Origin of the sequence: Massilia aurea (assembly GCF_024753205.1) — a bacterium.
GTDB classification, from domain to species: domain Bacteria; phylum Pseudomonadota; class Gammaproteobacteria; order Burkholderiales; family Burkholderiaceae_D; genus Telluria; species Telluria aurea.
Window position 1 is genome coordinate 390,463 of the sequence record NZ_JANUGZ010000002.1, and the last position, 24,956, is coordinate 415,418.

Genomic DNA, 24,956 nt, shown 5'->3' on the forward strand with positions numbered 1-24,956 from the left:
GTATTTACGTTAGTCCATGAAGCGGGCGAAGCCGTGACTCGGTTCGCGCTCGGTCACCAGCGTATTCTCGACGCTCGCCGGATCGGCCCAGCCCAGCGCCATGCCGCAGACCACCATCTCGCTGGCCGGCAGATCGAGTTCGGCACTGATGATCCGATGATACTGCGTGAACGCCGCTTGTGGGCAGGTATCGAGACCGCGCGCGCGCGCCGCCACCATGATGTTCTGTAAAAACATGCCGTAGTCGAGCCACGAACCCTGCGCCATGATGCGGTCGATCGTGAAGATCAGCCCCACCGGCGCGTCGAAGAAAGCGTAGTTGCGGGCATGCTGGGCTGCCATGCCGGCCTTGTTGTCGCGGCCCAGACCCAGCAGGCTGTAGAGATCCCAGCCCACCTTGCGCCGCCGGTCGATATACGGCGACGTCCACTCGCGCGGGTAGTAGGCGTATTCCTCGGTATGCCCGCGTGCCTGCCCAGGATCGGCATTAACAGCCAGGATCGCATTCGACAACCGCGCGCGCGCCGCGCCAGTGAGCACATACACCTTCCACGGCTGCGTGTTGGTGCCGGACGGGGCCCGCGCGGCAACGTCGAGGATGCGCGCGATCTCGTCGCGTTCCACCGGCTTGTCGAGAAAGGCGCGGATCGAGCGGCGCGACGTGATGGCGGCATCGACCGCTTCCTGGCTGGGACTGCTGATCATGGAGATTTCCTTGGTTTCTTGACGACAAACGCGACGCCGGTCACGGCAACGACCATTCCGACCAGGCCAAGCAGGCTGAACGATTCGCCGAACAGCAGCCAGGCCATGATGGCGGTGGTAGGCGGGGTCAGGTACATCAGGCTCGTCACTTCCGTGGCCTGGCTACGCCGGATCAGCGTAAACAACAGGAAGATGGCGCCGATCGACAGCGCCAGCACCGACCACACCAGCGCCAGGATAAAGTCAGCGCTCCAGATGATGCGGCTGAACCCCGGATCAAGATCTTCCAGCCAGATGGCCAGTGGAATCAGCACGAGCACCGTCGCGCTGAACTGGATCGCAGTGCCGGTACGCAAATCGAACTGTGGACAAAAACGGCGCTGGTACAGCGTACCGGTCGTGATGCACAGCAGCGCGAACAGGCACAGGGCCAGTGCGACCGGCGACATGCCGGCAACGCCCAGTTTGGCGTACACGACGAGGGCCACGCCGGACAGGCCCAACAGCAAGCCCAGCCACTGCAGGCGCCGCACGCGTTCGCCGATCAGCGGCGCGGCCGCAGCGGTCAGGATGGGCTGCATGCCGACGATCAGCGCCGTCAGCCCGGCCGGCATGCCCAGGTTGATGGCTGCCCAGACGCCGCCCAGGTACCCAGCCTGCAACAACAAGCCAGCCAGTGCGACGTGCACGATCTGGCCGCGCGGCCAGGGTGTATGCCAGATCAGCACGATCGGCAGCAGCACGGCCAGCACACCCAGGCAGCGCACGATCAGGAAGGTCAGCGGCGGCGCATAGGGCAGGCCGAACTTGGCAACGATGAAGCCGGTGCTCCACAACAGGACAAAAAACAGTGGTACCGGCGACAGCCAGGGGGCAGTTGGGACGGCAGCGGTAACCGGCGGCAAAATGGCAGGCTGTGACATGAACGCAGCAATGTCCCGAAAGAATCGACAGAGTTAAGGTAAAGACAAGAACTGAGTCTAGCACACCGTTTTAGTGCAATTAGACAGCGAAAAAGAATGTTCGTTTGCGGTAGATCAATTGAGCTTTCTCACGATAAATGCATTCTTGTCACTTCCGTACCACGGATTGTGCATCGCATCAAAATCGCTTGACGCCTCAAACGAAGTGGCACAAAATCTGCCCTGTTGCGGTGCACAAAAGAAGAGTTTCATCGCGTTTGCCGAAGAGCCTGCCCCACCCCGAGCAATAGTCCATTCACGAAACGTAACATTTTGGAGAGACACATGTTTGCAATCCCTGAGCAGTTTTCGACCGCCACCAAGACCAGCCTGGAGTCGCAGTTCGCCCTGTTTTCGTCGCTGACGTCGAAGACGTTCGAGAGCATGGAAAAACTGGTCGCCCTGAACATCAGCACCGCACGCGCCAGCCTCGAAGAATCGTCGGCCCTCACCAGCAAGCTGCTGAGCGCCAAGGATCCGCAAGAGTTCTTCTCGCTGGCCGCCACCCAGGCACAGCCGAATGCTGAAAAAGCCATGGCCTACAGCCGTCAGCTGGCGTCGATTGCCAGCGGCACCGGCGCTGAATTCTCGAAAGCAGCCGAAAGCCAGATCGTCGAAGCCAACCGCAAGGTGATTTCGCTGGTCGACGAAGTGAGCAAGAATGCACCGGCCGGTTCGGAGAACTTCGTCGCCGCCGTCAAGACCGCCATCAGCAACGCCAACGCCGGTTACGAGCAGTTCAGCAAGACCTCGAAGCAGGCTGTCGAAGCCATCGAAACCAATGTCAACGCTGCCGTGTCGCAATTCTCGGCCAACGCTGCCAAGGCTACCAACTCCGCAACGGCTGCTGCTGCGTAATACTGCAGCATCACTGATCGGTAAAAAAATGGCCGGGGCGCGCATGCGTCCCGGCCATTTTTACGTGCGCATGGCTTATTCGCCCAGATAGGCCGCCTGCACGCGCGGATCGGTCAGCATGTCGCGCGCATTGCCGGTCATGGTGACCTCGCCCGACTCCATTACATAGCCGCGGTGCGCGGCCTGCAACGCCAGCTTGGCGTTCTGCTCGACCAGCAGGATCGTGATGCCCTGCTGCGATACATCGCGGATCACCTCGAAAATCTTTTCGACCATGATCGGCGACAGGCCCATCGATGGCTCGTCGAGCAATAGCAGCGTCGGATGGCACATCAGCGCGCGCGCCATTGCCAGCATCTGCTGCTCGCCGCCCGAGAGCGTCCCGGCCAGCTGGGCCGCGCGTTCCTTCAGGCGCGGGAATACCGCATACCATTTCTCGATATCGGCGTCGATCCCGGCCTTGTCATTGCGCGTGTAGGCGCCCATCAACAGGTTTTCGTGAATCGACATGCGGGTGAACACGCCCCGCCCTTCCGGCACCATCGCCAGCTTTTGCTGGACCATGCGGAATGACTGCGTACCGCGCAGAGGTTGGCCCAGATAGCTGATGTCGCCTTCGACCTTGCATGGCGGCAGCGTGCCGGTGATGGCCTTGAGCGTCGTCGTTTTGCCGGCGCCATTCGCACCAATCAGCGTGACGAGCTCGCCCCGCGCCACCTGCAGGTCGATCCCCTTCACCGCCTTGATGCCGCCGTACGCGACCTTCAGGCCCGTTATCTGCAGGATCGTTTCGCTCTTCATTGCATTCATCAGTGGGCACCTCCCAGATAGGCGTCGATCACGGCCTGGTTTTTCTGGATCTCGGCCGGCACACCTTCGGCGATCTGCTTGCCGTATTCGAGCACCGTGATGCGGTCGCACAGGCCCATCATCAGTTTGACGTCGTGCTCGATCAGCAGCACGGTCTTGCCCTGCGCCTTGATCTTGACGAGCAGTTCGCGCAGACCCAGTTTTTCGGTGGCGTTCATGCCGGCCGCCGGCTCGTCCAGCGCCAGCAATTGCGGATCCGTCGCCAGCGCGCGCGCGATTTCCAGGCGGCGCTGGTCGCCGTACGACAAAAACTTCGCCGTGCGGTTGGCGAACTGGCCGATGCCCACGAAATCGAGCAGTTCCTGGGCGCGGATGCGGATCGCCCGCTCTTCTTCACGCGCCGCCTTGTGGCGCAGGATCGCGCCAAGCACGCCCTGTTTGGTGCGCACGTGGCGGCCCACCATGACGTTTTCCAGCGCGCTCATCTCGCCAAACAGGCGGATGTTCTGGAACGTGCGCGCGATGCCGGCCCTGGCCACGTCGTGCGGTGCCGACGGCGAGTACGCCTTGCCGGCCAGCTCGAACGTGCCGCTGTCGGGCTGGTAGAGACCCGTGATCACATTGAAAAACGTGGTCTTGCCAGCGCCGTTGGGGCCGATCAGGCCATAGATCTGGCCCTGCATGATCCGGATGCCGACATCCGTCAGCGCCTGCAGGCCGCCGAAGCGCTTGTTGACGCCGGCAATGTTCAGAATGACTTGTTCGCTCATGTGGTGCTCGCTTCTTCGTCGTCACGCGCCAGCGCGGCGTTCGGCCGCTCTTCCTTGTTGGGCGACGGCCACAGGCCGGCCGGGCGCACCAGCATGATCAATACCAGCGCCAGGCCGTACAGCAACTGGCGCAGCACTTCGGCTTCGATGATCACCTTGCCGAACAGCGCCTGCTGGGCAGGGTCGACCACGTGACGCAACACTTCCGGCAGGGCTGCCAGCAGCACGCCGCCCAGCACCACGCCCGGGATGTGGCCGATACCGCCGAGCACCACCATGGCCAGCACGGCGATCGACTCGGTCAGCGAGAACGATTCGGGCGAAACAAACCCCTGGAAGGCGCCGAACATCGCGCCGGCCACGCCGCCGAACGAGGCGCCCATGGCAAACGCGAGCAGCTTGACGTTGCGGGTATTGATGCCCATCGCCTTGGCCGCGATTTCGTCTTCGCGGATGGCCACCCAGGCGCGGCCCAGGCGGGAGTGCTGCAGGCGGCCCGTAATGAAGATCGACGCGATCACCAGCGCCAGGAACAGGAAGTAATACGCGTTCACCGACGGCATCGCGTAGCTGCCGATGTGCACGGTGGCGTTGGACCCCGCCTCGCCCGCCAGCGACACGCCAAAAATGCGGATCGGGTCGATCATGTTGATGCCCTGCGGCCCGTTGGTGAAGTTGATCGGGTCGTTCAGGTTGTTCATGAAGATACGGATGATCTCGCCGAAGCCCAGCGTCACGATGGCGAGGTAGTCGCCCCGCAATTTGAGCGTCGGGGCGCCCAGCAGCGCGCCGCACAGTGCGGCGGACAAGGCTGCCAGCGGCACGATCGCCCACAACGACAGGTGGATGCCGTTTTGCTGGATCTCGGGACCGAAGAACGCGACCAGCGCTTCGCCGATGGCCGGTGAGTAATAGATCACCGATTCCAGCAGCGCGGCGAATTGTGGCGACGAGAACAGGCCGACCAGGTAGGCGCCGACAGCAAAGAACGCGATATAGCCCAGGTCGAGCAGGCCGGCAAAGCCCACCACGATGTTCAGGCCAAGCGCGAGCATGATGTACAGCAGCGCGATGTCGATGATGCGCACCCACGAATTGCCGAATTGCGCGGCAAAGAACGGGAAGATCAAGAGCAGCACCAGCACGATCGCCATGCTGGTGTAGGCCTGGCGCGGCTTGTGCTGGGTGTCGAACGTCAGGAGTGCCATGGTGTGCTCCGGTTAAGCGCGGTCGGCCACGCGTTCGCCCATGATGCCGGACGGGCGCAGGGTCAACACGAGGATCAGCACCACGAAGGCGAAGATGTCCTGGTAGTGGCTGCCAAGGAAACCACCGGTCAGGTCGCCGATATAGCCAGCGCCAAGCGCTTCGATGATGCCCAGCACGAGGCCACCGATCATGGCGCCATAGATATTGCCGATCCCGCCCAGCACTGCGGCGCAGAATGCCTTGAGGCCCGGCAGCACGCCCATTGTGAACGTGATCGAGGCGTAGTTGGCGCCCCACATCACGCCGGCCACGGCGGCGAGCGCCGCGCCGATAGCGAAGGTGGCGACAATCACGCGGTTCGTATCGATGCCCATCAGGCCAGCCACGCGCGGGTTTTCGGCGACGGCGCGCATCGCGCGGCCCATCCGCGTGCGCTCGACCAGCAGCACGAGACTGCCCATCGCCAGCGCGGCCAGCACCAGCAGCAAGACCTGGGTTTGCGAAATCATGGCGCCGCCGATCATGATCGGTTCGGACGACAGCAACTGCGGGAACGGCAACGGGCTACGGCCCCAGATCATCATCGCGAACGTTTGCAGCAGGATCGAGATGCCGATGGCCGTGATCAACGGCGCCAGGCGCGGCGCATTGCGCAGGCGGCGGTAGGCAATGCGTTCGATCAGGATATTGACCAGCATGGTGACGGGAATGGCGCCGAGGATCGCCAGCGCCAGCTGGACATAGCCAGGCAGGCCAGGCACATAGGCTTCGAGCAGTTGCAGGATGGTCAGGCCGATCATTGCGCCGATCATCAACACGTCGCCGTGGGCGAAGTTGATCAGGTTGAGGACGCCGTACACCATCGTGTAGCCGAGCGCGACCAGCGCATACATACTGCCGAGCACGAGCCCGTTCAGTAGTTGTTGGATAAAGGTTTCCATCGTTCCGCCTGTTGTGCAATAACAAAAAACGGCACGCCGGGGTATCCCGACGTGCCGCTCAAGGTCTGAAGCTGCTGCTTTACCGTTGTCTGCGGCCCAACGACGTGCTGGTTAGCACATCGCTACGACAAATCCGAGCGCCGCCATCATAGCTTGGCTGCTGGAAAACTAACAACGGTAAATGGCGGCAGTAGCTAATTTTTGTTTTCTGCCGGAACGAAAAATAATGTTCAGCTTTCCGCCTTGAAGGCCACCTGCCGAGCACCATCCAGGCCTTTCGGCAGCGGGAACGTCACGTTCTCTTCGACGCCTTCGAGCGCGCGCACACTGGCCGCGCCCAGTTGCTTGAGGCGGTCGATCACGGCTTGTACCAGTACCTCGGGCGCCGATGCGCCGGCGGTGACGCCAATGCGTTTCTTGCCCGCGATCCAGGTCGGATCGATCGCGGCGGCGTTGTCGACCATATAGGCAGGCGTGCCCATCTTGTCAGCCACTTCGCGCAGGCGGTTCGAGTTCGAGCTGTTTGGGCTACCGACGACGATCACCACTTCCACCTGCGGCGCGAGGAACTTGACGGCTTCCTGGCGGTTGGTGGTGGCGTAGCAGATGTCGCCCTTCTTCGGCTCGATGATGTTCGGGAAGCGCACCTTGAGCGCCTCGATAATGTCGGCCGTGTCGTCGACGGACAACGTGGTTTGCGACACATATGCCAGCAGGTCAGGGTTACGCACTTGCAGGTTATCGACATCGGCGACCGTCTCAACCAGGTGCATGCCTTCTTCGGCCTGGCCCATCGTGCCTTCGACTTCCGGGTGGCCGTCGTGGCCGATCATGATGATCTCGGCGCCGAGTTTGCGCATCTTGGCCACTTCGACGTGCACCTTGGTCACCAACGGGCAGGTGGCGTCGAAGATCGTCAGGCCGCGCGCTTCGGCGTCGGCCCGCACCGCTTTCGAGACGCCGTGGGCCGAGAACACCAGGGTGTTGCCAGGCGGGACATCTTCGAGCTGTTCGATGAAGATCGCACCCTTGGTGCGCAGGTCGGCCACCACATAGGCGTTGTGGACGATCTCATGGCGCACATAGATCGGGGCGCCGAATTGGGTCAGGGCGCGCTCGACGATTTCGATGGCGCGGTCCACGCCGGCGCAAAAGCCGCGCGGCTGGGCAAGCAGAATTTCGTTTTCCATAGTCTTCCTTTACAGCACCGAAATCAGTTTCACTTCGAACTGGAGCGCCCGGCCAGCCATCGGGTGGTTGAAGTCGAACAGGGCCGAGTCATCGCGCATGTCGAGCAGCACGCCGGCAAACCGGCCGCCCTTCGGCGCATTGAATTCGACCACTTCGCCGACCAGATAATCGGCGCCCGGCACCGAATTTTCTTCCAGGGTCGCTTTCGACACCGACTGGATCAGTTCGGGGTTACGTTCACCGAACGCTTCCTGCGCGCTGAGCTCGAAGGTCTGGTGCGTGCCTTCGGGCAGGCCGATCAGGCGCTCTTCGAGGAATGGCGCGAGCTGGCCCTGACCGAGCAACAGCGTTGCCGGCGTGCCGTTGAAGGTGGTGATCACATCAGAACCACCGGCAACAGCCAGGCGGTAATGCAGTGTCAGGTACGAGGATTCATTGACGACAGGAGCAGCGTTGGCCATGTTCTTTGCGACGTTTCGTATGAGTGCGGGCAGCCCCGGTGGGGCAAACCGCTATTGTAAGCCACGCGCGCAGCTTGCGCCCGGGCTGCCTCTTTTTTTGGCGAGGAATCACAATGGGAATTTGTGACTGGCCCGAGCAGGACCGCCCCCGCGAGCGCTTGCTGCGCGACGGCCCGGCGGCATTGTCCGACACCGAATTGCTGGCAATCTTCCTGCGCGTGGGTGTGGCCGGGAAAAGCGCCGTGACGCTGGCCGGCGACACCCTCACCCACTTCGGCTCGCTGCAGCGGCTGCTGCATGCCGATGCCGGCGAGTTCGGACAACTGCACGGGCTCGGGCCGGCCAAGTATGCGCAGCTTCAGGCGGCGCTCGAACTGGCGCGGCGCGCGGTGGCCGAACAATTCCGGCGCGAGGCGCTGTGCTCGCCCGAAGCCGTGCGGCACTATCTGCGCAGCCACTTCTCGCTGCGGACGCACGAATCGTTCATCGTACTGTTTCTGGATGTGAAAAATCGCCTGATCAATTGCGATGAAATGTTCAGGGGCACGCTCACCCATACCAGCGTTTATCCCCGCGAAGTCGTCAAGGCGGCGCTGCGGCGCGATGCAGCGGCCGTGATCCTGGCGCACAACCATCCATCGGGTGTGGCCGAGCCCAGCGACGCGGATCTGCGGCTGACGAACGCGCTCACGCAGGCGCTGTCACTGGTCGAGATCCGGGTACTGGACCATTTCGTGGTGGCAGGCAGCCACGTGCATTCGTTTGCCGAGAATGGCCAGTTGTGACGAATTTGCTACCCGTGCGTGATGCGGCCACTGGCCTGAATTACGTCGCGTAAACAGGGGCTTACCCGTGCAAATATGCTCGAATCTACGATTGTTAAATTTTTTAGTCAGTTTAATTAACCATTGTTTTTCGCAAGTGATTGATTCCGCTTCATTTTTCGCGCTATACTCTCGTTTTTCCAGTCCTGGAACATATTTAAGGAGTGCACTATGGCACGTGTTTGCCAAGTAACCGGCAAGGGTGTGATGGTTGGTAACAACGTCTCCCACGCTAACAACAAAACGAAGCGTCGTTTCCTGCCTAACCTGCAGAATCGTCGTATCTACGTCGAATCGGAAAACCGCTGGGTTTCGCTGCGTTTGTCGAACGCCGGCCTGCGCCTGATTGACAAGCTCGGCATCGATGCCGTGCTGGTCGACATGCGTGCTCGTGGCGAAAAAGTTTAATTAGGGAGCTATCATGGCAAAAACTGGCCGCGACAAAATCAAGCTGGAATCGACTGCAGGCACGGGTCACTTCTACACCACCACCAAGAACAAGCGCACGATGCCGGCGAAAATGGAAATTACCAAATTCGACCCTAAGGCACGTAAGCACGTGATCTACAAAGAAACCAAGATCAAGTAATTGATCCTGTTGTCTTTCAAAAAGCCGCCGGCGCAAGCCTGGCGGCTTTTTTTATGGCCGCACACTGTCCGCGTTACCATGACGGCATGACCAGTTTGTCCCTGCCCACCATTCCTCCCGTCACCGACCGCCTCAATGCCCTCGATGTCCTGCGTGGTTTTGCGCTGATCGGCATCTGCATCGCCAACGTCGAATTTTTCAACCGGCCCGTGGTCGAATCCGGGCAAGGCATTCCCGCTGGCTTGCACGGCCTGGACTGGCTCGTGGCATTCCTTGTCGCGTATCTGGTCAGCGGCAAGTTCTGGACGATCTTTTCGCTGCTGTTCGGCATGGGCTTCGCACTGATGCTCGAGCGCGCCTGCGTGGCCGGGCGACCATTCGCGCCAACCTACGGCCGCCGGGTCGGCGTGCTGCTGGCGATCGGCTTGTTGCACCACACCTTGCTATGGAGCGGCGATATCCTGATCAGTTATGCGGCCGGCGCGCTCGCGCTGATGCTCGCCCTGCTGGCGCCGGCACGGGTGCTTATTACCGCGCTCATTGCCTGCATCGCGTTGCCCCAGATGCCGGGGCTGGGCCTGCTGGGCTGGCTGCTGGCGCCTGTCGTCCTGGCGTCGCTGGTCGCGCTGTACCTGCGCGCGCGGCAAGCCTGGCTGTTTCCACTGGTGACGATCGGTACCGGTTTGCTGATGTTGCTGGCGGCGCTGCTCGCCACATGGGGCAGCAAGGGCGACGACACGACGATGCTGACCGCGGTGGGCGCTATCTTCACGGGCCTTGGCCTGCTCGCCTGCTGGCGCGGACCGGTCGAACAGAAGCCGCTACGCATCGGCGCCCAGATCGTGCTGCTGACCTATTGCCTGATCGCGGTGGAAGCCGGCATGCGGCACGTTGCGCCTGTCGTTGGCCAAACGGCAGGCGTGAGCAGCAGCGGTAGCGTCAGCAGCGCTGATGACGAGTCCGTGCCCGCCGCCGATGCCCGCGTGCTGCGCTACCGGGAACAAATCGCACGCAGCACCGAAGAACGCGTCGTGCTGACGCAGGGCAGCTATCCGGATGCAGTAGCGATGCGGTTCAGGCAGCTGGACGAACGCATGGTGGACGAAATCGGGTTCTCGGTATTGCTGGTGGGCGTGTTCCTGATCGGCGTCTGGTTCGTGCGATCGGGTGTGATCGCACGCGCACCCGATCACAAGCCGCTGTTCCGACGGCTGGCAATCGTCGGCATCCCACTGGGCGTCGGACTTGGCCTGCTTGGCAGCCTGATCGCGACGGGCCGGCCGCCTGGGGTCGACGATGGTGGCCATGATCTCGCCCACGCCCTGCTGTCGCTCGGCAGCTTGCCCGCTGCGCTTGGCTATATTGGCGCAGTCATGCTGATGTTGCACAGCCGTAGCGCGCTGGCACGGATCCGCCTCCTGGCACCGTTCGGACGCATGGCACTGAGCAATTACCTGATGCAATCGCTCGTGTTCTCACTGTTGTTTTATGTCCACGGAATGGGACTCTGGGGCATCGGGCGGACAGCGCAAATGGGCATTGCGCTGGGATTGTGCGCGCTACAGATCGGCCTGAGCCACTGGTGGCTGGCACGTTACCAGTACGGCCCGGTCGAATGGCTCTGGCGCGCGCTGACATATCTGAGCTGGCCTCCAATGCGCATGAAAAGCCGGGGTCAGGTCTGACATTCGGACACGATCTCGACAGTCAGGTAGGTCAGGTAGTCGAGTAGTCGGAAATAGCTGGCTTCGCGTCACGCATGAAAAGCCGGGGTCAGGTCTGACATTCGGACACGATCTCGACAGTCAGGTAGTCAGGTAGTCAGGTAGTCGGGTAGTCGGAAATAGCTGGCATCGCGTCATGCTAACAATGGGGCAAGACACCGTTAGAAGTGGCTAAAGCTGAGGTCGTGTCCGAATGTCAGACCTGACCCCGGCTGTGGTGTGCGAAAGCGGTCAAATGCAAAACGGCTCCCGAAGGAGCCGTTTTTTAATCCGCTGATACAGAATCAGGCATAGGTGCGCAGGCGCAGTGAAAAATCCTGCAACGCCTTGATGCCCGACGCCTCGGCGCGGTTGCACCAGTCCTGCAACTGATGCAGCAACTGATCGCGGGTGTGGTGCGAACGTTCCCAGATCGCGCCCAGTTCCACGCGCATCGTGTGCATAGTCTCCAGCGCCTTGCTGTGCTGGAACAGCTCGACCAGCTGCTCTTTCTGCGACAGCTCCAGCTTGGCCGGCTCGCGCTGCATCAACTTGCGTGAGCTTTTCAGGAAACGCGTTTCCAGGCCACTGGCATGCTTGCGCTGCTCGAATTCTTCATGGAACGCGTGACGCACCGATTTCGCATATTTCGCCATCACGTCGTAGCGGTTGGCGATGACCGATTGCAGCGTGTCGAAGTCGGCCTGCTCCTTGTTCTTGGCCAGTTTCGGCTTCGGCGCCACTTTCTTGACCTTGGCCAGTCCAATCATTTCAAGCATGCGGATATAGCCCCAGCCCAGGTCGAACTCGTACCACTTGCTCGACAGCTTGGCAGACGTGGCATACGTGTGGTGATTGTTGTGCAGCTCTTCGCCGCCAATCAGGATGCCCCACGGGAAGATATTGGTCGCGGCATCGCTGCAATCGAAATTGCGGTAGCCCCACCAGTGGCCAAGACCATTGATGATGCCGGCAGCGGTGATCGGAATCCACATCATCTGCACGGCCCAGACCGACAAACCGATGATGCCGAACAGCGCAACGTTGATTACAAGCATCGCGACGATACCCATCATGCTGCGGCCGGTATAGACGTGACGCTCGATCCAGTCGTCCGGGGTGCCATGGCCATACTTGTCCATGGTTTCCTGAACCTTGCTCTCGGCACGGTACAGCTCGGCGCCTTCGAACAGCACCTTGCGGATGCCGCGCGTTTGCGGGCTGTGCGGATCTTCTTCGGTGTCGCACTTGGCGTGGTGCTTGCGGTGGATCGACGCCCACTCTTTCGTGACCTGACCGGTGGTCAACCACAGCCAGAAGCGGAAGAAGTGACTTGGAATCGGGTGCAGTTCAAGCGAGCGGTGCGCTTGATGGCGGTGCAGGTACACAGTGACGCTGATGATGGTGATGTGCGTGACCACCAGCGTGTACAGCACGACTTCCCATGCCGAAAAATCCAGCAGGCCGGTCGACAAGAACGACAGCACAGCGTGCAAAGTGTCGTTAAAGAAATTCATTCAGTCTCCAATGCAGGGCTTGTATGACGTCGATCAGGAAGATCGCACATGCATAACCCTTGCATTTTACGTGTTTCTACTGCCGCACGGCAGCAGCACGTCTTCAATTTTTGCCTAAATCCGCGCCAGTCTGTTTTACGCCACCTTCGGTAGCGTCTGACGCACCCTCCGGGATGCGCGCCATCATCGACGTGATGTGCGCGTCGAGCAGGCGCGTGTCCATCGAAGGATGGCCGAGCTTGATGGCGCCCGTGTGCACCAGCGCGTAAATCTTGCGGTTGACTTCCGAGATCGGCCCGCCCTGCCCGTTTTCCGGATCGCCCAGGAAGAACCCGACCTCCAGCTCATAGCCATCGGCGACAAACGCCGTCAGCAGCACGTTCGGCGCCGGCGTCTCCAGGACGCGGTCAACGCCTTTCGGTTGCTCTTCCAGCAACGGCATCACGACCGCTAGATCGCTGTCATACGACACGACCAGCTTGGTGACGGCGCGCACGTTCTTGTTCGTCACCGACTGGTTCAGCACCACGCCGGTGATCAGCATTTCGTTCGGCAACAGGGTCTGCGTACCGTCGGCGCTACGCAACACCGTGTAGCGCGTATTGATGCGCGAAACCTTGCCGGAATACTTGTCGAGCGTGATCGGATCGCCAATCGCCAGGCTGCGCTCGAACAGGATGATGAAACCGGACACATAATTACTGGCAATGCGCTGCATGCCCAGACCGAGACCCACACCAAGTGCGCCGCCAAACACCGACAGCACGGTCAGGTCGAGGCCCGCCAGCGACAGGCTGAACAATACAGCGACGAGGATCAGCGCAGCACGGCCCACGCGCGCCAACGCGACGCGCAGCGACGAGTGCATGCGCTCGACATGCATCAGCCGTTCTTCGAGCGCAGCGCCCGCCCACAGCGCCACGATCATCAGCACGACGATCGAGACGATGCCCTGCAACAGGTCGAGCAGCGAGGTTTTCTTGGCCCCGACCGGCAACATGGTCGTCTCGAGCGCACGCAACACGTCCGGCAGGATGCCGGTCAGGTGCAGCGCCACGATGATCCAGGCCGTAAAGGCAAACACGCGTTCGAACGTCTGCAACGCCTCGCCCACCTGGCCACGGCGCGCAAACGCGCGGCGCAGCAGGTAAAAGAAGGTGCGGATGACCGCCAGCGACACGAACAGCGGCAGCGCTACGCGCAGCAGGTTCACGGTCTGGAAGTGTTCCAGGATGACCTTGCTCAGCGACAGCAACGCGACCGTCAACAGCGGCCCAAGCACACGGGCAACGCCGCCCAACCCGACTCGCATCAAGCGGCCCTGTTCGTCGCGGTTCTTGAGCAGCGAGCGCCCGATCAACCCTGCCAACCCCCAGCCCGCCGCCACGCAGACGACAAGGGCAATCGCCTGCCACAACAGGGCCGGGTTGCGGATGTCGACAATCATGACATTCCAGAGGTCGGACAAGGGCATCGCAGGGTTCCTTATTCTTCGTCGGTCGCCGTCACGTCGGCGTCAACATCAGCATCTGCCTTGACTGGTGCTGCCTTGACCAGCGCCTTGCGTTGCAGCACGGCGGCGAAGAAGCCGTCGGTCTGGTGCTTGTGCGGCAAGAGCTTGAGGTACTTGTCCATTTCGAGCGGAATCTTTTGCTCGGCCAGCACTTGGCTCATCGGCACCAGATCGAAGTCCGGGTGCGTTGCCAGGAAACCTTCGACGATGACGTCGTTTTCTTCATTCAGCAGGCTGCAGGTGGCGTACACGAGGCGGCCACCGTTCTTGACCAGGCGCGCAGCACCGTCCAGGATCGCGGCTTGCTTTTCCTGCATCTCGGCAATCGCGCCCAGTTGCTGGCGCCATTTGACGTCCGGATTGCGGCGCAAGGTACCCAGGCCCGAGCATGGCGCATCGACCAGCACACGGTCGATCTTGCCGGCCAGGCGCTTGACCTTGGCATCGCGCTCGTGCGCGATGAGCACCGGATGCACGTTCGACAAACCGCTGCGCGCCATGCGTGGCTTGAGTTTGGCCAGGCGCTTTTCGGACACGTCGAATGCGTACAGGCGACCGGTGTTGCGCATCAGCGCGCCCAGTGCCAGCGTCTTGCCGCCGGCGCCGGCGCAGAAGTCGACCACCATCTCGCCGCGGCGTGCGCCGACGATCTGCGACAGCACCTGGCTACCCTCGTCCTGCACTTCGATCGCGCCTTCCTTGAACAGCGGCAGATTCTGCAGCGCAGGCTTTTGCTTGACGCGCAGACCCAGCGGCGCATACGGCATCGGCTCGGCGACGATCGGCGCTTCGAGCAGCGTGGCGATCACGGCGTCGCGCTCGGCCTTGATCGAATTGACGCGCAGGTCGAGCGGTGCCGGCGTGTTGAGCACGGCGGCCAGTTCCAGAGCTTCGGCTTCGCCGAACTGGGCCACCAGCTTGTCGTACAGCCATTGCGGCAGGTTGGCTTGCACCGGACCTGGCAACAACGTGCGATCAACTTCCTTGATACGGGTCAGGAAGTGGGTTTCATCTTCGGTAAGGCCACCGATCGAATCGATGCCAGCCGTTTCGGCCAGACCCAGCAGCGCCAGGCGGCGCATCGATGGCGTGCTGCCATGGCCGGCGAAATCGGTGAAGAACGACTTGTTACGCAGCACCGAATACACGGCTTCGGCAATCACGCCACGCTCACGGCCGCCAAAACGCGGATTGTCTTTGAAGAAACGCGACAGGGTGACGTCGGCTGGGGAGGTAAAACGGAGAATCTCGCGCAGGACTTCTTCGGTCTTGGCGACGATCGCTGGAGGCAATCTCATGTAAATCCTTGGGTTGTAAACTGCTTACTTAAAACAATGCGTTTTAAATACTAATGGCGTCAAAGCCAGGCTCGACGATGCGCACCGCACCGTTCTCGACGACCAGACGGTCTTCAACGAACAGGCGCACCGCGCGCGGATAAAGCTTGTGTTCTTCGACCAGCAGGCGGGTAGCCAGCGTGGCTTCGGTATCGCCCGGCAGCACGGGAATGCGTGCTTGCAGGACAGCCGGGCCGTGATCGAGTTCGGCCGTGACAAAATGGACCGTCGCGCCATGCTCGACGCAACCGGCGTCGAGCGCCTGCTGGTGCGTGTGCAACCCCGGAAACAGCGGCAACAGCGACGGGTGGATATTGAGCATCCGGCCTGCATAATGCTCGACGAACGGCGCCGTCAGGATGCGCATGAAACCGGCCAGCACGACCAGGTCGGGCTCGAAGACGTCGATGGTTTCCTGCAGCTTGGCGTCGAATTCGGCGCGGGTGGCGAACGACTTGCTCGGCACCACCGCAGTGGGAATGCCGCGCGCCTGCGCAAACGCCAGGCCACCGGCTTCAGGTTTATTGCTGATGACGGCGGCGATACGGGCTGGCCAACCTTCGGCATCAAGCGCTCGCACGACCGCTTCCATATTGCTTCCGCGGCCCGAAATCAGGATCACGATATTTTTCATAGGCGGCATTGTACCGTAACGACGGGCACCAAATGCTGCCTGAAATGACGACCTTGACCCTCGCTCAGGCGGTCGGCGGCACCGTCGCGAACGAGTAGAACACGCGGAACGGCACCTTCTTTTCGGCCCAGAATTCGGCCGCATCGCGAAATACGTCCAGCAGGTTTTCGCGCGCTTCCTTGTCGAACTTCTGGGCGCTTGGCAGCTGCTCCAGCACCACGATGAAGCCCGGCTGCGGGCCCGCTTCGTGGACGGTTTCGGTCAGGCATTTACGCAGCGCGTCGAAGTTCTTGCTACACGGCTTGGGGAAATAAAATTGTTCGCCGATGCGGGCGCAGACTTGTTGTTTGGTGAGCGTGTTGGCGCAATGTGCGTACAGAAAATGATGTCCGAGTTGCCCCGCCTCCTGTTGCAGATCGCCAACGTTAAACGCGCGGATCGCTTGCACAATATTCGGCGCCACTCTCATCAACAAACTCATTTTTTCCTCAAGTTGACCTGTCAATAACGCGCCATCGCGCAACCTGTCGCGACGCCATGGGGCGTTGCTGCCGCTTACCTCGCTGTCGTTGCTATACGCCAATAAGTCCATGATTTGTGTAAGGGTAACGTTTTGTGGTATTGGAAGCAACCCAAATGTGCATTGCGAATAGTCATTTGTAAGAATCGGTATGCGCGTGCCTGCCGCAAAAACAGGGCGGATCGGGCTGATTCATTCTGGCGTGCTTCAACCGCCTGGCAATCCGCTGTTACATTTTGTTGCCATGGAGACTCGATGCTTTTTTACGATCGGCGTACTATCAAGACTTGAGCGCATTCTGTATTTATTGTCTTAACCAACGTCGCACCATTCAACGAGGACCATCATGAAATTCCAAGCCAAACTGATCATCGCAGCCCTGGGTGTGGCCACCCTGCCGCTGGCGCAGGCTGCCGACTTTGAAGATTTCGGCCGGGTGGTGCGCGTCGAGCCGCGTCTCGAACAAGTCCGTACGCCGCGCCAGGAATGCCGTACCGAATACGTGCAAGTGCCCGTGCAGCAAGAACGCAATGCGGGCGGCACGATCGTCGGCGGTATCGCCGGCGCCCTGCTCGGCAGCCAGATCGGCGGGGGCAACGGTAAAGTTGCCGCGTCGGCCGCCGGCGCTATCGCTGGCGCCATGGTGGGCGATCGCGTCCAGAACAACGGCCGCCAGGGCAGCAGCGTGCAGGAGCAAGCGGTGCAGCAATGCCGCACCGTGGAAGCGGTCGAATCGCGCACTGCCGGCTACAACGTCACTTATGAATACCGTGGTCAGAATTACACGTCGCTGATGCGCAATGACCCGGGCAACCGCGTGCGCCTGCGCGTATCGGTCCAGCCACTGGACAGCTACGACGACGGCCAGGCCTACAGCCAGTATCAGCGCTAAGATTCGTCATTCAGGAACGACAACGCGGCCCCGGTGGCCGCGTTGTCGTATGCAGGGTGCGGATCGTGGACCGAGCTTGCGCTGCGGGAACGCAACCGCCGATAATAGGGCGATTCCATCAGGCAGTCTTATGCTCATCAAACGCAAATCCATCGAACAGGCCGAATCGTCGCGCCGCCCTTCCCGCAAACCCAAGTACGCGCCCGTCACGCTATCCGAACAGGAGGGCGTGCGCTATCTGCATTTCGGCACCGAATGGGTCCAGGGCGCCATGCGCATCCGCAAGCCCGACTGGCCGGAACTCGAGTACGCGCAGCAGATGATGGCCTGGATGCTGTTCATCGAGTCGCCACGCGCCATCGTCCAGCTCGGCCTGGGCGCGGCGACGATGACCAAGTTCTGCTACCGCCAGTTTCCCGAGGCAACCGTCACCGCCATCGAACTGAACCCGTCGGTGATCGCCATCTGCAATTCGATGTTCAAGCTGCCGGGCCTGGACGAGCGCCTGACCGTGCTCGAGATGGATGCGCTGGACTTCGTCGAAGACGCGGAACACCACAACACGTTCGACGTGTTCCAATGCGACCTCTACGACGCCACCGCGCGCGGCCCGGTGCTCGACACCCCCGAGTTCTACGTCGCCTGCGCCAATTGCCTGACCGACGACGGCATCATGACCGTCAACTTGTTTGGCGACCACCCGAGCTTTGCCAAAAACCTCAAGGCCATGAAGTTCGCCTTCGACCACGTGCTGTGCCTGCCCGAGGTGCACGATGGTAATGTGGTCGCGCTGTGCTTCAAGACCCGCCCCAAGCTCGACCAGACCGCACTGACCGCGCGCGCGGCGCAGATCACCCTCCAGACCAAGCTGCCCGCCGCGTCCTGGGTCAAGGGATTGTTCACCACCGATTGATTTGCCAAGGGCCACCGTGAACGCCATCCCGCAAAAACCAGCCAGTCTGCGCAAGCTCGACCTGCAATCGATTTTTTCGTGGCTGCTGGCCGACGGGATCGTCACGAAGGACAACGTCAAGGCTCAATTCGCCCAGGCCCAGGGCATTCTCAAGAATGCGCCAGGCTCGATGCACCCGCTCACGGCGGTGGCGCAATGCAAGCTGGTTTCCGAACTGCCCCCCAATCGCCTGCTCACGCTGGACGTGCTGACCGAATGGTGCGCCGCCAAGGTCGGCCTGCCCTTCATCCGCATCGATCCGCTCAAGATCGATTTTACGAAAGTGGCCGATGTGATGTCAGCCGGCTACGCGGCGCGCTTCAATATTCTGCCGGTGGAAATGACGGCGACGACGCTCGTGGTGGCCACGGCCGATCCGGCGCTGACCGAATGGGAAGCCGAAATCGCGAAAGTTGCCCGGCGCCGCATTGAACTGGTGCTGGCCAACCCGCTCGACATCGCCCAGTACATTTCGCAATTTTTCGCGCTGGCCAAATCGATCCGCGACGCCAACCGCAGCAGCGGGCAAGACGTCGCGATGCGCAACAACTTCGAGCAGCTGGTCGAAATGGGCAAGGCGAACAAGCAATTCGACGCCAATGACCAGCACATCGTCAATATCGTCGACTGGCTGTGGGGTTACGCCTTCGAGCAGCGCGCCTCGGACATTCACCTGGAACCCAAACGTGAATTTGCTGTCGTACGGTTTCGCATCGACGGCGTACTGCACCAGGTCTACCAGGTGCCTGCCGTCGTCATGATTGCGATGACGGCGCGGATCAAATTGCTGGGGCGAATGGACGTCATTGAAAAACGCCGCCCGCAAGATGGCCGCATCAAAACCCGCACCGCCGGCGGCCAGGAGGTCGAATTGCGCTTGTCGACGATGCCCACCGCGTTCGGGGAAAAGCTCGTGATGCGTATTTTCGACCCTGAAGTCGTCGTCAAGACATTGCCCGAGCTGGGCTTTCCGGCTGACGACGCCCTGCGCTGGGATCGCCTGACCAAGCGCCCGCACGGCATCATCCTCGTGACCGGCCCGACCGGCTCGGGCAAGACGACCACGCTGTACACGACGCTCAAGGCGCTGGCGACAAGCGAAGTCAATGTCTGCACGGTGGAAGACCCGATCGAGATGGTCGAACCGGCCTTCAACCAGATGCAGGTGCAGCCGGGGATCGATTTGTCGTTCGCCGATGGCGTGCGCTCGCTGATGCGCCAGGACCCGGACATCATCATGGTCGGCGAGATCCGCGACCTGCCGACGGCCGAGATGGCAATCCAGGCCGCGCTGACCGGGCACCTGGTGTTCTCGACGCTGCACACGAACGACGCCCCATCGGCGGTGATGCGCCTGATCGAACTGGGCGTACCGGATTATCTGCTCGAGGCGACATTGATCGGCGTGATGGCCCAGCGCTTGGTGCGCACGCTCTGCCCTGCCTGCAAGACGCCCGGTGGCGAGTTGAACGACGATGTGTGGGACAGCGTTGGCGGTGCGTGGAAGATTCCCAAGCCGGCGGTTGTGTACCGGCCCATTGGTTGCCCAGAATGCCGGCAGACCGGGTATCGGGGGCGGACCGGGATTTATGAGTTGTTGAGCGTGAGTGAGGGGTTTGGCAAGCTGATGCGGGGTGCGGGCGATCTGGTGGCGCTGCGCCAGCAGAGTGTTCTCGATGGCATGAAGCCGCTGCGCATTGCCGGCGCCATGAAGGTGGTCGAAGGCGTGACCACGGCGGACGAGGTGCTGAAGGTGACGTCGGCGTTGTCTTGACTAGTTCTTCGCAGAAATTTATGCGACAGGCCTAGCGCGATGCCGGATCGCCGGCTATAATGCTGCCTCCTTGGGTCGTTAGCTCAGCTGGTAGAGCAGCGGACTTTTAATCCGTTGGTCGCAGGTTCGAATCCCGCACGGCCTACCAAGATATCGCAGAGAAGCCCACGAATTTACGTTCGTGGGCTTTTTTGTTTCTGGTCGCTCTCTGGTCGCAGAGAAATCAGTCCTTCGCCCGTCCCTCCCAAACGGTAAGCTGCCCCGCCACCACGATCAAGCCTGATCCCAGCGAAATGAGGCGCCTTAGCTTGCGTAGAGATCCTCATGCAATTTACTATTCCTCAGCGCCATAAGCACCACTAGGAACGCATCCAAGAAGTCTTGCACGAACGTGAGGAGCCCCTGACATGGCTGCACAGGGAGGTAGGCGTTAATCACATTGGCACATTCGATAGCGCGGAAACGATGCGAAAGCCTTGGGCTTATCTAGAAGAATTCGGCTGGAAACGGGTCTCGGCGAGATCGTTCGCAAAGACTCGCATCCTACTTCATAGTGGAAGCTCAGACGGAAAGACCTATTGGAGCACCCACAGCAAAGGCCATCGCAAGCGCATGCACCACGTGAACCGCAGTTCGATGCCCCACTTCCGCTACAACGACTCGTCAGACGAAAACACTGGCGGACCAGGTGAGTCTCTCTCACACCGGCTATTCAAAGAAGCCATTGCTGCTACCGCGCAAACACGCCTAAGCCTGGGTAAATTCGGTAACCATCGAATCTTCGTTACCGTTAGCGAAATCGAAACGGCAATCAAGCATTCAGAAACAAACCTACTACAGCGACATAATCCTGTGGTTTGAGTTGAATACAGATCTCGCGTTCAAATGGGGCGGCAACGTTCACGTCGAGGTGTTCAATACGCATTTGGTCGGTCCCAGAAAGCATGAGCACGTTAGAGACCTGCGAATAGCCATGATCGAGATCCCGATCCATGAGAAGCTAGCCTATGAGTACACGGAAGAGGAAACGACCGATGAACGCGAAACCGCCTATATCGAGCGGATCAAGACTTGGCTTGAAGGCGAAAAAGGGTTCCTTGCCGGCACAGTGCTCAGCGACCCATGCTCGCTCGGGTATCTGGAAAGAGAGCTGAAACAGAGAACATCCGAGCTTGCCCAGTCTGAACGGAAGCGCTTTGAGTTGGAAGCGAACGTCGCGACCCTGTCCGACGCACTACTTGAGAAAGACCAGGCTGTCAAAAAGTCAAATTTCCTTCTCGATGCCACAAAGGAGAGATTGAACGCTTTCGAAACACAGGCCAAGCAGTCTAAGGCAGAATCAGCACAGTTTAAGAAGCAGTTGGAAGAACTGATACCCGAATTGAAAGATTATCGTGATAAGGACAACGCATGGATGGTTGATACGAGGTGGGTTATGGTGATGATTGCAGGAACCGTGCTCGCTGCCATACTTCTGAATGCGTGGCTTGGATAACGCCGGAACTGGACTATGGTTTTTATTAATGAAGCCGACTCGTCCCGACTGGCAGGTGTGCAGGTATAAGTGGCTCGTCGCCACGATCTGCGTGAAGAAGCAAGGCCAGAGGCGCAGCCAGCGCGGCGCCTGCCATGCCACGCTTACGTGATCAGTAAGAATTCGGTGTCGCCGATGTTTTCGCTTAGTTCTTCGCGCCAGTAGTGAGGGACATTCACTGCACGCCATGACACTCCCTGCGGCGGGGCCCGGCGATTCGCGTGGAATCGCCCACGCATGGTGACGACAACGCTGCCCGGATGGGGCCACCCAGTATCCGAGATCGAGACAATCCAGTTGCCAGCCGCGAGCTCCTTGATCAGAGCGCTGCGCAGTCCGGCGGGCAGGCGCCATGCCAGGTTAAGCCAGCCGCGCTCATCCGTTGGTCCCCCTTGTTCCAGCAGGGCGATCATGGCTGAACGTTCCTTGACAAGGCGCGAGGGCTGCCAAGCGTCTGGCGGCGTACAGTCGAAAATCTGGGAATCGCCTACGCTTTTGTTTTTCCACATACGAGTTCCGCCACTGTCGATGTGTTCTCGGTCGAATTCTGCCCCGCAATCGGTCACGTTATCCATTTGCTTGATAGCGCAAAGATAGCATCTCAATCAGTTTTACTACTGACGACCTTACTTCATGGTGAACCGGTGTGCAGGTGTGCAAATGTGGGCACTTTTCATCAAGCACAGTCTGACTCGCGCGCTGCGCAAAGAAAAATGCCGTCTGGTCGCTCTCTGGTCGGGACCACGTCCAATAACGTCCGGGATTGTCCATCACCGTCAAGGTTTGGGCAATTCGCAGGAGACGTTGCCGATCAGCGATAGCTCTGACGGGTAAAGGACATACCGGGCGGGACGATTTACGATCGCCCAACGAAGCCGGTACAATAGCGTCCGGTTCAGGCACTTTTAATCCGTTGGTCGCAAGTTCGAATCCCGCACGGCCTACCAAGAATTATCGAAAGCCCACGAATTTCGGTTCGTGGGCTTTTTGCGTTTTGGTCACGCTTTGGTTGCTTTGGATAACGTCTGGCCTCGCCAAGTTCCAAGTAACCTGGATGCCCTTCGGGTAAGCCGATCCGCATGAGCCTCTGTTAGTACTGTTTCGCAGCTCCTGTCGCGTCTTCTTACTGCAGGCATCGGCGTAAATTCCCTAAATAAACACTGTGCAAAAATCCGATGCCCGTAGGCCATGGGGGTTTGCCTATGCGTGACCCAAATTGGGCAATCCATCGTCAGGTCAGAACATCTCTGTATCTAAATCATTGTCAAAATTACGGCTACCGTGGCCTATATAAAAAAACCTGACGTCAATGGGATAAGAACACCTTTCCGAGCCACTCAGCCGAAGATAATAATTAATTAATACGACGGATAAGCATGCGCAGGTTTTAACAATCATGCAATTTTCTATGCAAAATGGCTCATGCAGGATTATGCCAGGCGAACTTTAACGCCTCTCCTACCTGGGAAAATTAGAAATATATCCATGTAGACTTTTATATTTCCATAAAAAAATCACAAAATATCACTTGATCAAAATCTGGATTGGCTCACCCGCAGCGCTCATAGAATTCATTTATCAGAACTTAGTAAGCGATTTAGAAAAAGAAGATATCTGAAAGTTGCCAAACGTTAATCGATGCATTTAATCGAGAAAATGACATTACTTTCTGTGATGATATTGAATATTATCGGTTAGAATCCGGCGGATTCCATTTTGCAAAAAAAATATGCCAAAATATTCCGCAGCCATTGTTCTGATCGTCATGAGCCTTCCTTTGGTCGCCTGCAAACCCAAAGCATCCTCGCCAAACTCAGACGCCTCAGCTACCACAGTGACCTCATCGCAAGGTTCGAATGGCACGACTGCCGCACCGGTTACCAGCGGCGCACCAGCATCCCAGGCACAATTCGATATCGAAAAAGTCCCAGTCAGCAGCGGTGTAATGCCACCCTTCCCGTATCTCGAATATCCTTCAGGTCTCAGTGAGGAGGGACGCTTTACCAACAAGGCGAATTTTGACTCGCTCCATGTAGTCGTTGGTAAGCAACTCAGGAAAGTGGAAGGTCGTGTCGAATCCCACAAGTTTTACCTCAGTGATGTCAACATGAGCGAAGCGGAAGCGCGACGAAACTACGAAAACCTGATCGCACAGATGGGCGGTGTGAAGGTCAACAGTGCGACACCTTCCGAACTGGCTCCCGCCTTAAGCGCGGAGAATACGGCAAACGAGCAGAAAACCCGCTTCGCGGACCTGGGTATGACCTACGACGTTTATCTGGTACGGAAACCCGACCAGCTAGTGTGGATCGTGCTCATGTCGGGCAGAAGCGCTGTCAGCACACTCGTCGTAGCCGAACAGCCATTCAAGCAGACGATCGCCTTTGTCACGGCCGATGCAATGCAAAGCCAACTGGCTTCGGCCGGCCACGTCGCCCTATATATCAACTTCGATACGGACAAGGCCGCCATTCGCCCGGACGGCCGGCCGGCTGTAGACGAGATCGCCAAACTCCTGGAGAAGGACCCTTCCCTCAAGCTGACCATCGAAGGCCATACGGATAATGTTGGCGATCCGGCCCACAACAAGGCGTTGTCACAGCAGCGAGCGGACGCCGTGATGGGATCACTGCTTGCCGGGGGCATTGCCAAGGACCGCCTCAGTGCCGTGGGTCTGGGCGATGCCAAGCCCGTGGCTGATAACCAGGACGATACGGGACGTGCCAAAAACCGACGCGTCGAACTGGTCAAACGTACCTGATGCGCGGGCAGACAAACTGCCCCCATCCATTCCAGAAGCTCTTCATCAAAGGAACGACATGAAACACGGATTGAAACTCGCCGGCATGATCGCTGCCATCGCCCTGCATCTTCCCGCCCACGCAGATGAGAAGTTGGACATGCTGAAGAAAGTGAACATCGATGGATGCATGAGTGTTATCCAGATAGACAAAGATGCGCCCAAGGATCCCAAGCTGGCGAAGCCTTATTGCACTTGTGTCTATGAGACCCACTTCAACAACTTCACCAAGCCAGAACTTAACAGCATGTTTCTGGGTACGCCGGCGCCCCCGAACATGGACAAGAATGTGCAGATCCGCCTTCAGGCAGCCATCAAGGAGTGCCGCAAGAAAATCGGCGCCTGATCGTCGCAGTGTTCCGCCACACTGCGGGCCCGCAGCATCGACGCCTGGCAGGCCGATGTCGCACGGGATGACGTCATAGGATCACTACCGCGTCGCCGCCAAGCTGCCTGCCAA

At 59.7% G+C, this 24,956-nt stretch carries 25 protein-coding genes and 1 tRNA gene; 12 read left to right on the top strand and 14 right to left on the bottom strand.

The window, feature by feature from the left end; genetic code table 11:
* Positions 1-9: 9 nt before the first annotated feature.
* Together NX775_RS07405 and NX775_RS07410 are read right to left on the bottom strand one after the other, a co-directional pair.
* The gene (locus tag NX775_RS07405) at positions 10-705 is read right to left on the bottom strand and encodes a nitroreductase (RefSeq protein ID WP_258835414.1); all 696 of its coding nucleotides are present in this window, start codon (positions 703-705) and stop codon (positions 10-12) included.
* Positions 702-1,628: a DMT family transporter gene (locus NX775_RS07410; protein WP_258835415.1), complete on the bottom strand. Its 927-nt coding sequence runs from the start codon at positions 1,626-1,628 to the stop codon at positions 702-704. The genes NX775_RS07405 and NX775_RS07410 overlap by 4 nt, the downstream gene beginning before the upstream one ends.
* A gap of 324 nt (positions 1,629-1,952) precedes the next feature.
* On the opposite strand from NX775_RS07410, the gene phaP reads away from it, so the two are divergent.
* Positions 1,953-2,525: a TIGR01841 family phasin gene (phaP, locus tag NX775_RS07415; RefSeq protein WP_258835416.1), complete on the top strand. Its 573-nt coding sequence runs from the start codon at positions 1,953-1,955 to the stop codon at positions 2,523-2,525.
* 75 nt (positions 2,526-2,600) lie between these two features.
* On the opposite strand, the gene NX775_RS07420 is transcribed toward phaP, so the two are convergent.
* The 6 genes from NX775_RS07420 to NX775_RS07445 form a co-directional block, all read right to left on the bottom strand.
* Positions 2,601-3,335 (bottom strand): ABC transporter ATP-binding protein, encoded by a 735-nt coding sequence (locus tag NX775_RS07420; protein ID WP_258835417.1) that lies wholly within the window; start codon positions 3,333-3,335, stop codon positions 2,601-2,603.
* Positions 3,335-4,105, bottom strand: coding sequence for an ABC transporter ATP-binding protein (locus tag NX775_RS07425; protein WP_258835418.1), 771 nt, complete (start codon positions 4,103-4,105; stop codon positions 3,335-3,337). The genes NX775_RS07420 and NX775_RS07425 overlap by 1 nt, the downstream gene beginning before the upstream one ends.
* Positions 4,102-5,313 carry an ABC transporter permease subunit gene (locus NX775_RS07430; protein ID WP_183555825.1) on the bottom strand — a complete coding sequence of 404 codons (1,212 nt, stop codon included), beginning with the start codon at positions 5,311-5,313 and terminating at the stop codon, positions 4,102-4,104. The genes NX775_RS07425 and NX775_RS07430 overlap by 4 nt, the downstream gene beginning before the upstream one ends.
* 12 nt (positions 5,314-5,325) lie before the next feature.
* Positions 5,326-6,255 (bottom strand): branched-chain amino acid ABC transporter permease, encoded by a 930-nt coding sequence (locus NX775_RS07435; RefSeq protein WP_258835419.1) that lies wholly within the window; start codon positions 6,253-6,255, stop codon positions 5,326-5,328.
* Positions 6,256-6,485: 230 nt separating this feature from the next.
* Positions 6,486-7,445 (bottom strand): 4-hydroxy-3-methylbut-2-enyl diphosphate reductase, encoded by a 960-nt coding sequence (gene ispH / locus NX775_RS07440; protein ID WP_258835420.1) that lies wholly within the window; start codon positions 7,443-7,445, stop codon positions 6,486-6,488.
* Positions 7,446-7,454: 9 nt separating this feature from the next.
* Positions 7,455-7,907: an FKBP-type peptidyl-prolyl cis-trans isomerase gene (locus tag NX775_RS07445; RefSeq protein WP_258835421.1), complete on the bottom strand. Its 453-nt coding sequence runs from the start codon at positions 7,905-7,907 to the stop codon at positions 7,455-7,457.
* Between the two features lie 113 nt (positions 7,908-8,020).
* On the opposite strand from NX775_RS07445, the gene radC reads away from it, so the two are divergent.
* The 4 genes from radC (at position 8,021) to NX775_RS07465 (ending at position 11,005) form a co-directional block, all read left to right on the top strand.
* Positions 8,021-8,692 (top strand): RadC family protein, encoded by a 672-nt coding sequence (gene radC, locus NX775_RS07450; protein WP_258835422.1) that lies wholly within the window; start codon positions 8,021-8,023, stop codon positions 8,690-8,692.
* Positions 8,693-8,902: 210 nt separating this feature from the next.
* Positions 8,903-9,139, top strand: coding sequence for a 50S ribosomal protein L28 (gene rpmB / locus NX775_RS07455; protein ID WP_183555830.1), 237 nt, complete (start codon positions 8,903-8,905; stop codon positions 9,137-9,139).
* Positions 9,140-9,152: 13 nt separating this feature from the next.
* Positions 9,153-9,320 carry a 50S ribosomal protein L33 gene (gene rpmG / locus NX775_RS07460; protein ID WP_005665735.1) on the top strand — a complete coding sequence of 56 codons (168 nt, stop codon included), beginning with the start codon at positions 9,153-9,155 and terminating at the stop codon, positions 9,318-9,320.
* 86 nt (positions 9,321-9,406) lie between these two features.
* The gene (locus tag NX775_RS07465) at positions 9,407-11,005 is read left to right on the top strand and encodes a DUF418 domain-containing protein (RefSeq protein WP_258835423.1); all 1,599 of its coding nucleotides are present in this window, start codon (positions 9,407-9,409) and stop codon (positions 11,003-11,005) included.
* A gap of 323 nt (positions 11,006-11,328) precedes the next feature.
* Here the strand turns inward: NX775_RS07465 and NX775_RS07470 are convergent, their stop codons facing one another.
* The 5 genes from NX775_RS07470 to NX775_RS07490 form a co-directional block, all read right to left on the bottom strand.
* Positions 11,329-12,540 (bottom strand): DesA family fatty acid desaturase, encoded by a 1,212-nt coding sequence (locus NX775_RS07470; protein WP_258835424.1) that lies wholly within the window; start codon positions 12,538-12,540, stop codon positions 11,329-11,331.
* A gap of 103 nt (positions 12,541-12,643) precedes the next feature.
* The gene (locus tag NX775_RS07475) at positions 12,644-14,014 is read right to left on the bottom strand and encodes a mechanosensitive ion channel family protein (RefSeq protein ID WP_258835425.1); all 1,371 of its coding nucleotides are present in this window, start codon (positions 14,012-14,014) and stop codon (positions 12,644-12,646) included.
* An 11-nt stretch (positions 14,015-14,025) separates the two neighbouring features.
* On the bottom strand, positions 14,026-15,351 hold the full coding sequence (locus tag NX775_RS07480; RefSeq protein WP_258835426.1) for an RsmB/NOP family class I SAM-dependent RNA methyltransferase: 1,326 nt from the start codon (positions 15,349-15,351) through the stop codon (positions 14,026-14,028).
* Between the two features lie 43 nt (positions 15,352-15,394).
* Positions 15,395-16,024, bottom strand: coding sequence for a phosphoribosylglycinamide formyltransferase (purN, locus tag NX775_RS07485; RefSeq protein ID WP_258835427.1), 630 nt, complete (start codon positions 16,022-16,024; stop codon positions 15,395-15,397).
* A 64-nt stretch (positions 16,025-16,088) separates the two neighbouring features.
* Entirely contained in the window at positions 16,089-16,616 is a 528-nt protein-coding gene (locus tag NX775_RS07490; RefSeq protein ID WP_229424794.1) for a barstar family protein, read from the bottom strand.
* 274 nt (positions 16,617-16,890) lie between these two features.
* Between NX775_RS07490 and NX775_RS07495 the strand changes: the two genes are divergently transcribed.
* From NX775_RS07495 to NX775_RS07515, 5 genes are all read left to right on the top strand, one after another.
* Positions 16,891-17,436 carry a glycine zipper 2TM domain-containing protein gene (locus NX775_RS07495; protein WP_258835428.1) on the top strand — a complete coding sequence of 182 codons (546 nt, stop codon included), beginning with the start codon at positions 16,891-16,893 and terminating at the stop codon, positions 17,434-17,436.
* Between the two features lie 130 nt (positions 17,437-17,566).
* Positions 17,567-18,349 (top strand): spermine/spermidine synthase domain-containing protein, encoded by a 783-nt coding sequence (locus NX775_RS07500; RefSeq protein WP_258835429.1) that lies wholly within the window; start codon positions 17,567-17,569, stop codon positions 18,347-18,349.
* Positions 18,350-18,365: 16 nt separating this feature from the next.
* A complete protein-coding gene (gene tfpB / locus NX775_RS07505) occupies positions 18,366-20,162 on the top strand; it encodes a type IV pilus assembly ATPase TfpB (protein ID WP_258835430.1) in 1,797 nt (598 codons plus the stop codon).
* Between the two features lie 72 nt (positions 20,163-20,234).
* Positions 20,235-20,310: transfer RNA gene (locus tag NX775_RS07510), tRNA-Lys, on the top strand.
* A gap of 825 nt (positions 20,311-21,135) precedes the next feature.
* Positions 21,136-21,657 carry a coiled-coil domain-containing protein gene (locus tag NX775_RS07515; protein ID WP_258835431.1) on the top strand — a complete coding sequence of 174 codons (522 nt, stop codon included), beginning with the start codon at positions 21,136-21,138 and terminating at the stop codon, positions 21,655-21,657.
* Between the two features lie 143 nt (positions 21,658-21,800).
* Here NX775_RS07515 and NX775_RS07520 read toward each other — a convergent pair whose 3' ends face one another.
* On the bottom strand, positions 21,801-22,109 hold the full coding sequence (locus NX775_RS07520) for a hypothetical protein (RefSeq protein WP_258835432.1): 309 nt from the start codon (positions 22,107-22,109) through the stop codon (positions 21,801-21,803).
* A 1,316-nt stretch (positions 22,110-23,425) separates the two neighbouring features.
* Here NX775_RS07520 and NX775_RS07525 point away from each other — a divergent pair.
* Positions 23,426-24,457 (top strand): OmpA family protein, encoded by a 1,032-nt coding sequence (locus tag NX775_RS07525; protein ID WP_258835433.1) that lies wholly within the window; start codon positions 23,426-23,428, stop codon positions 24,455-24,457.
* A 58-nt stretch (positions 24,458-24,515) separates the two neighbouring features.
* Complete coding sequence (locus NX775_RS07530) at positions 24,516-24,842, top strand: hypothetical protein (protein WP_258835434.1); 327 nt, start codon at positions 24,516-24,518, stop codon at positions 24,840-24,842.
* Positions 24,843-24,956: the final 114 nt, after the last annotated feature.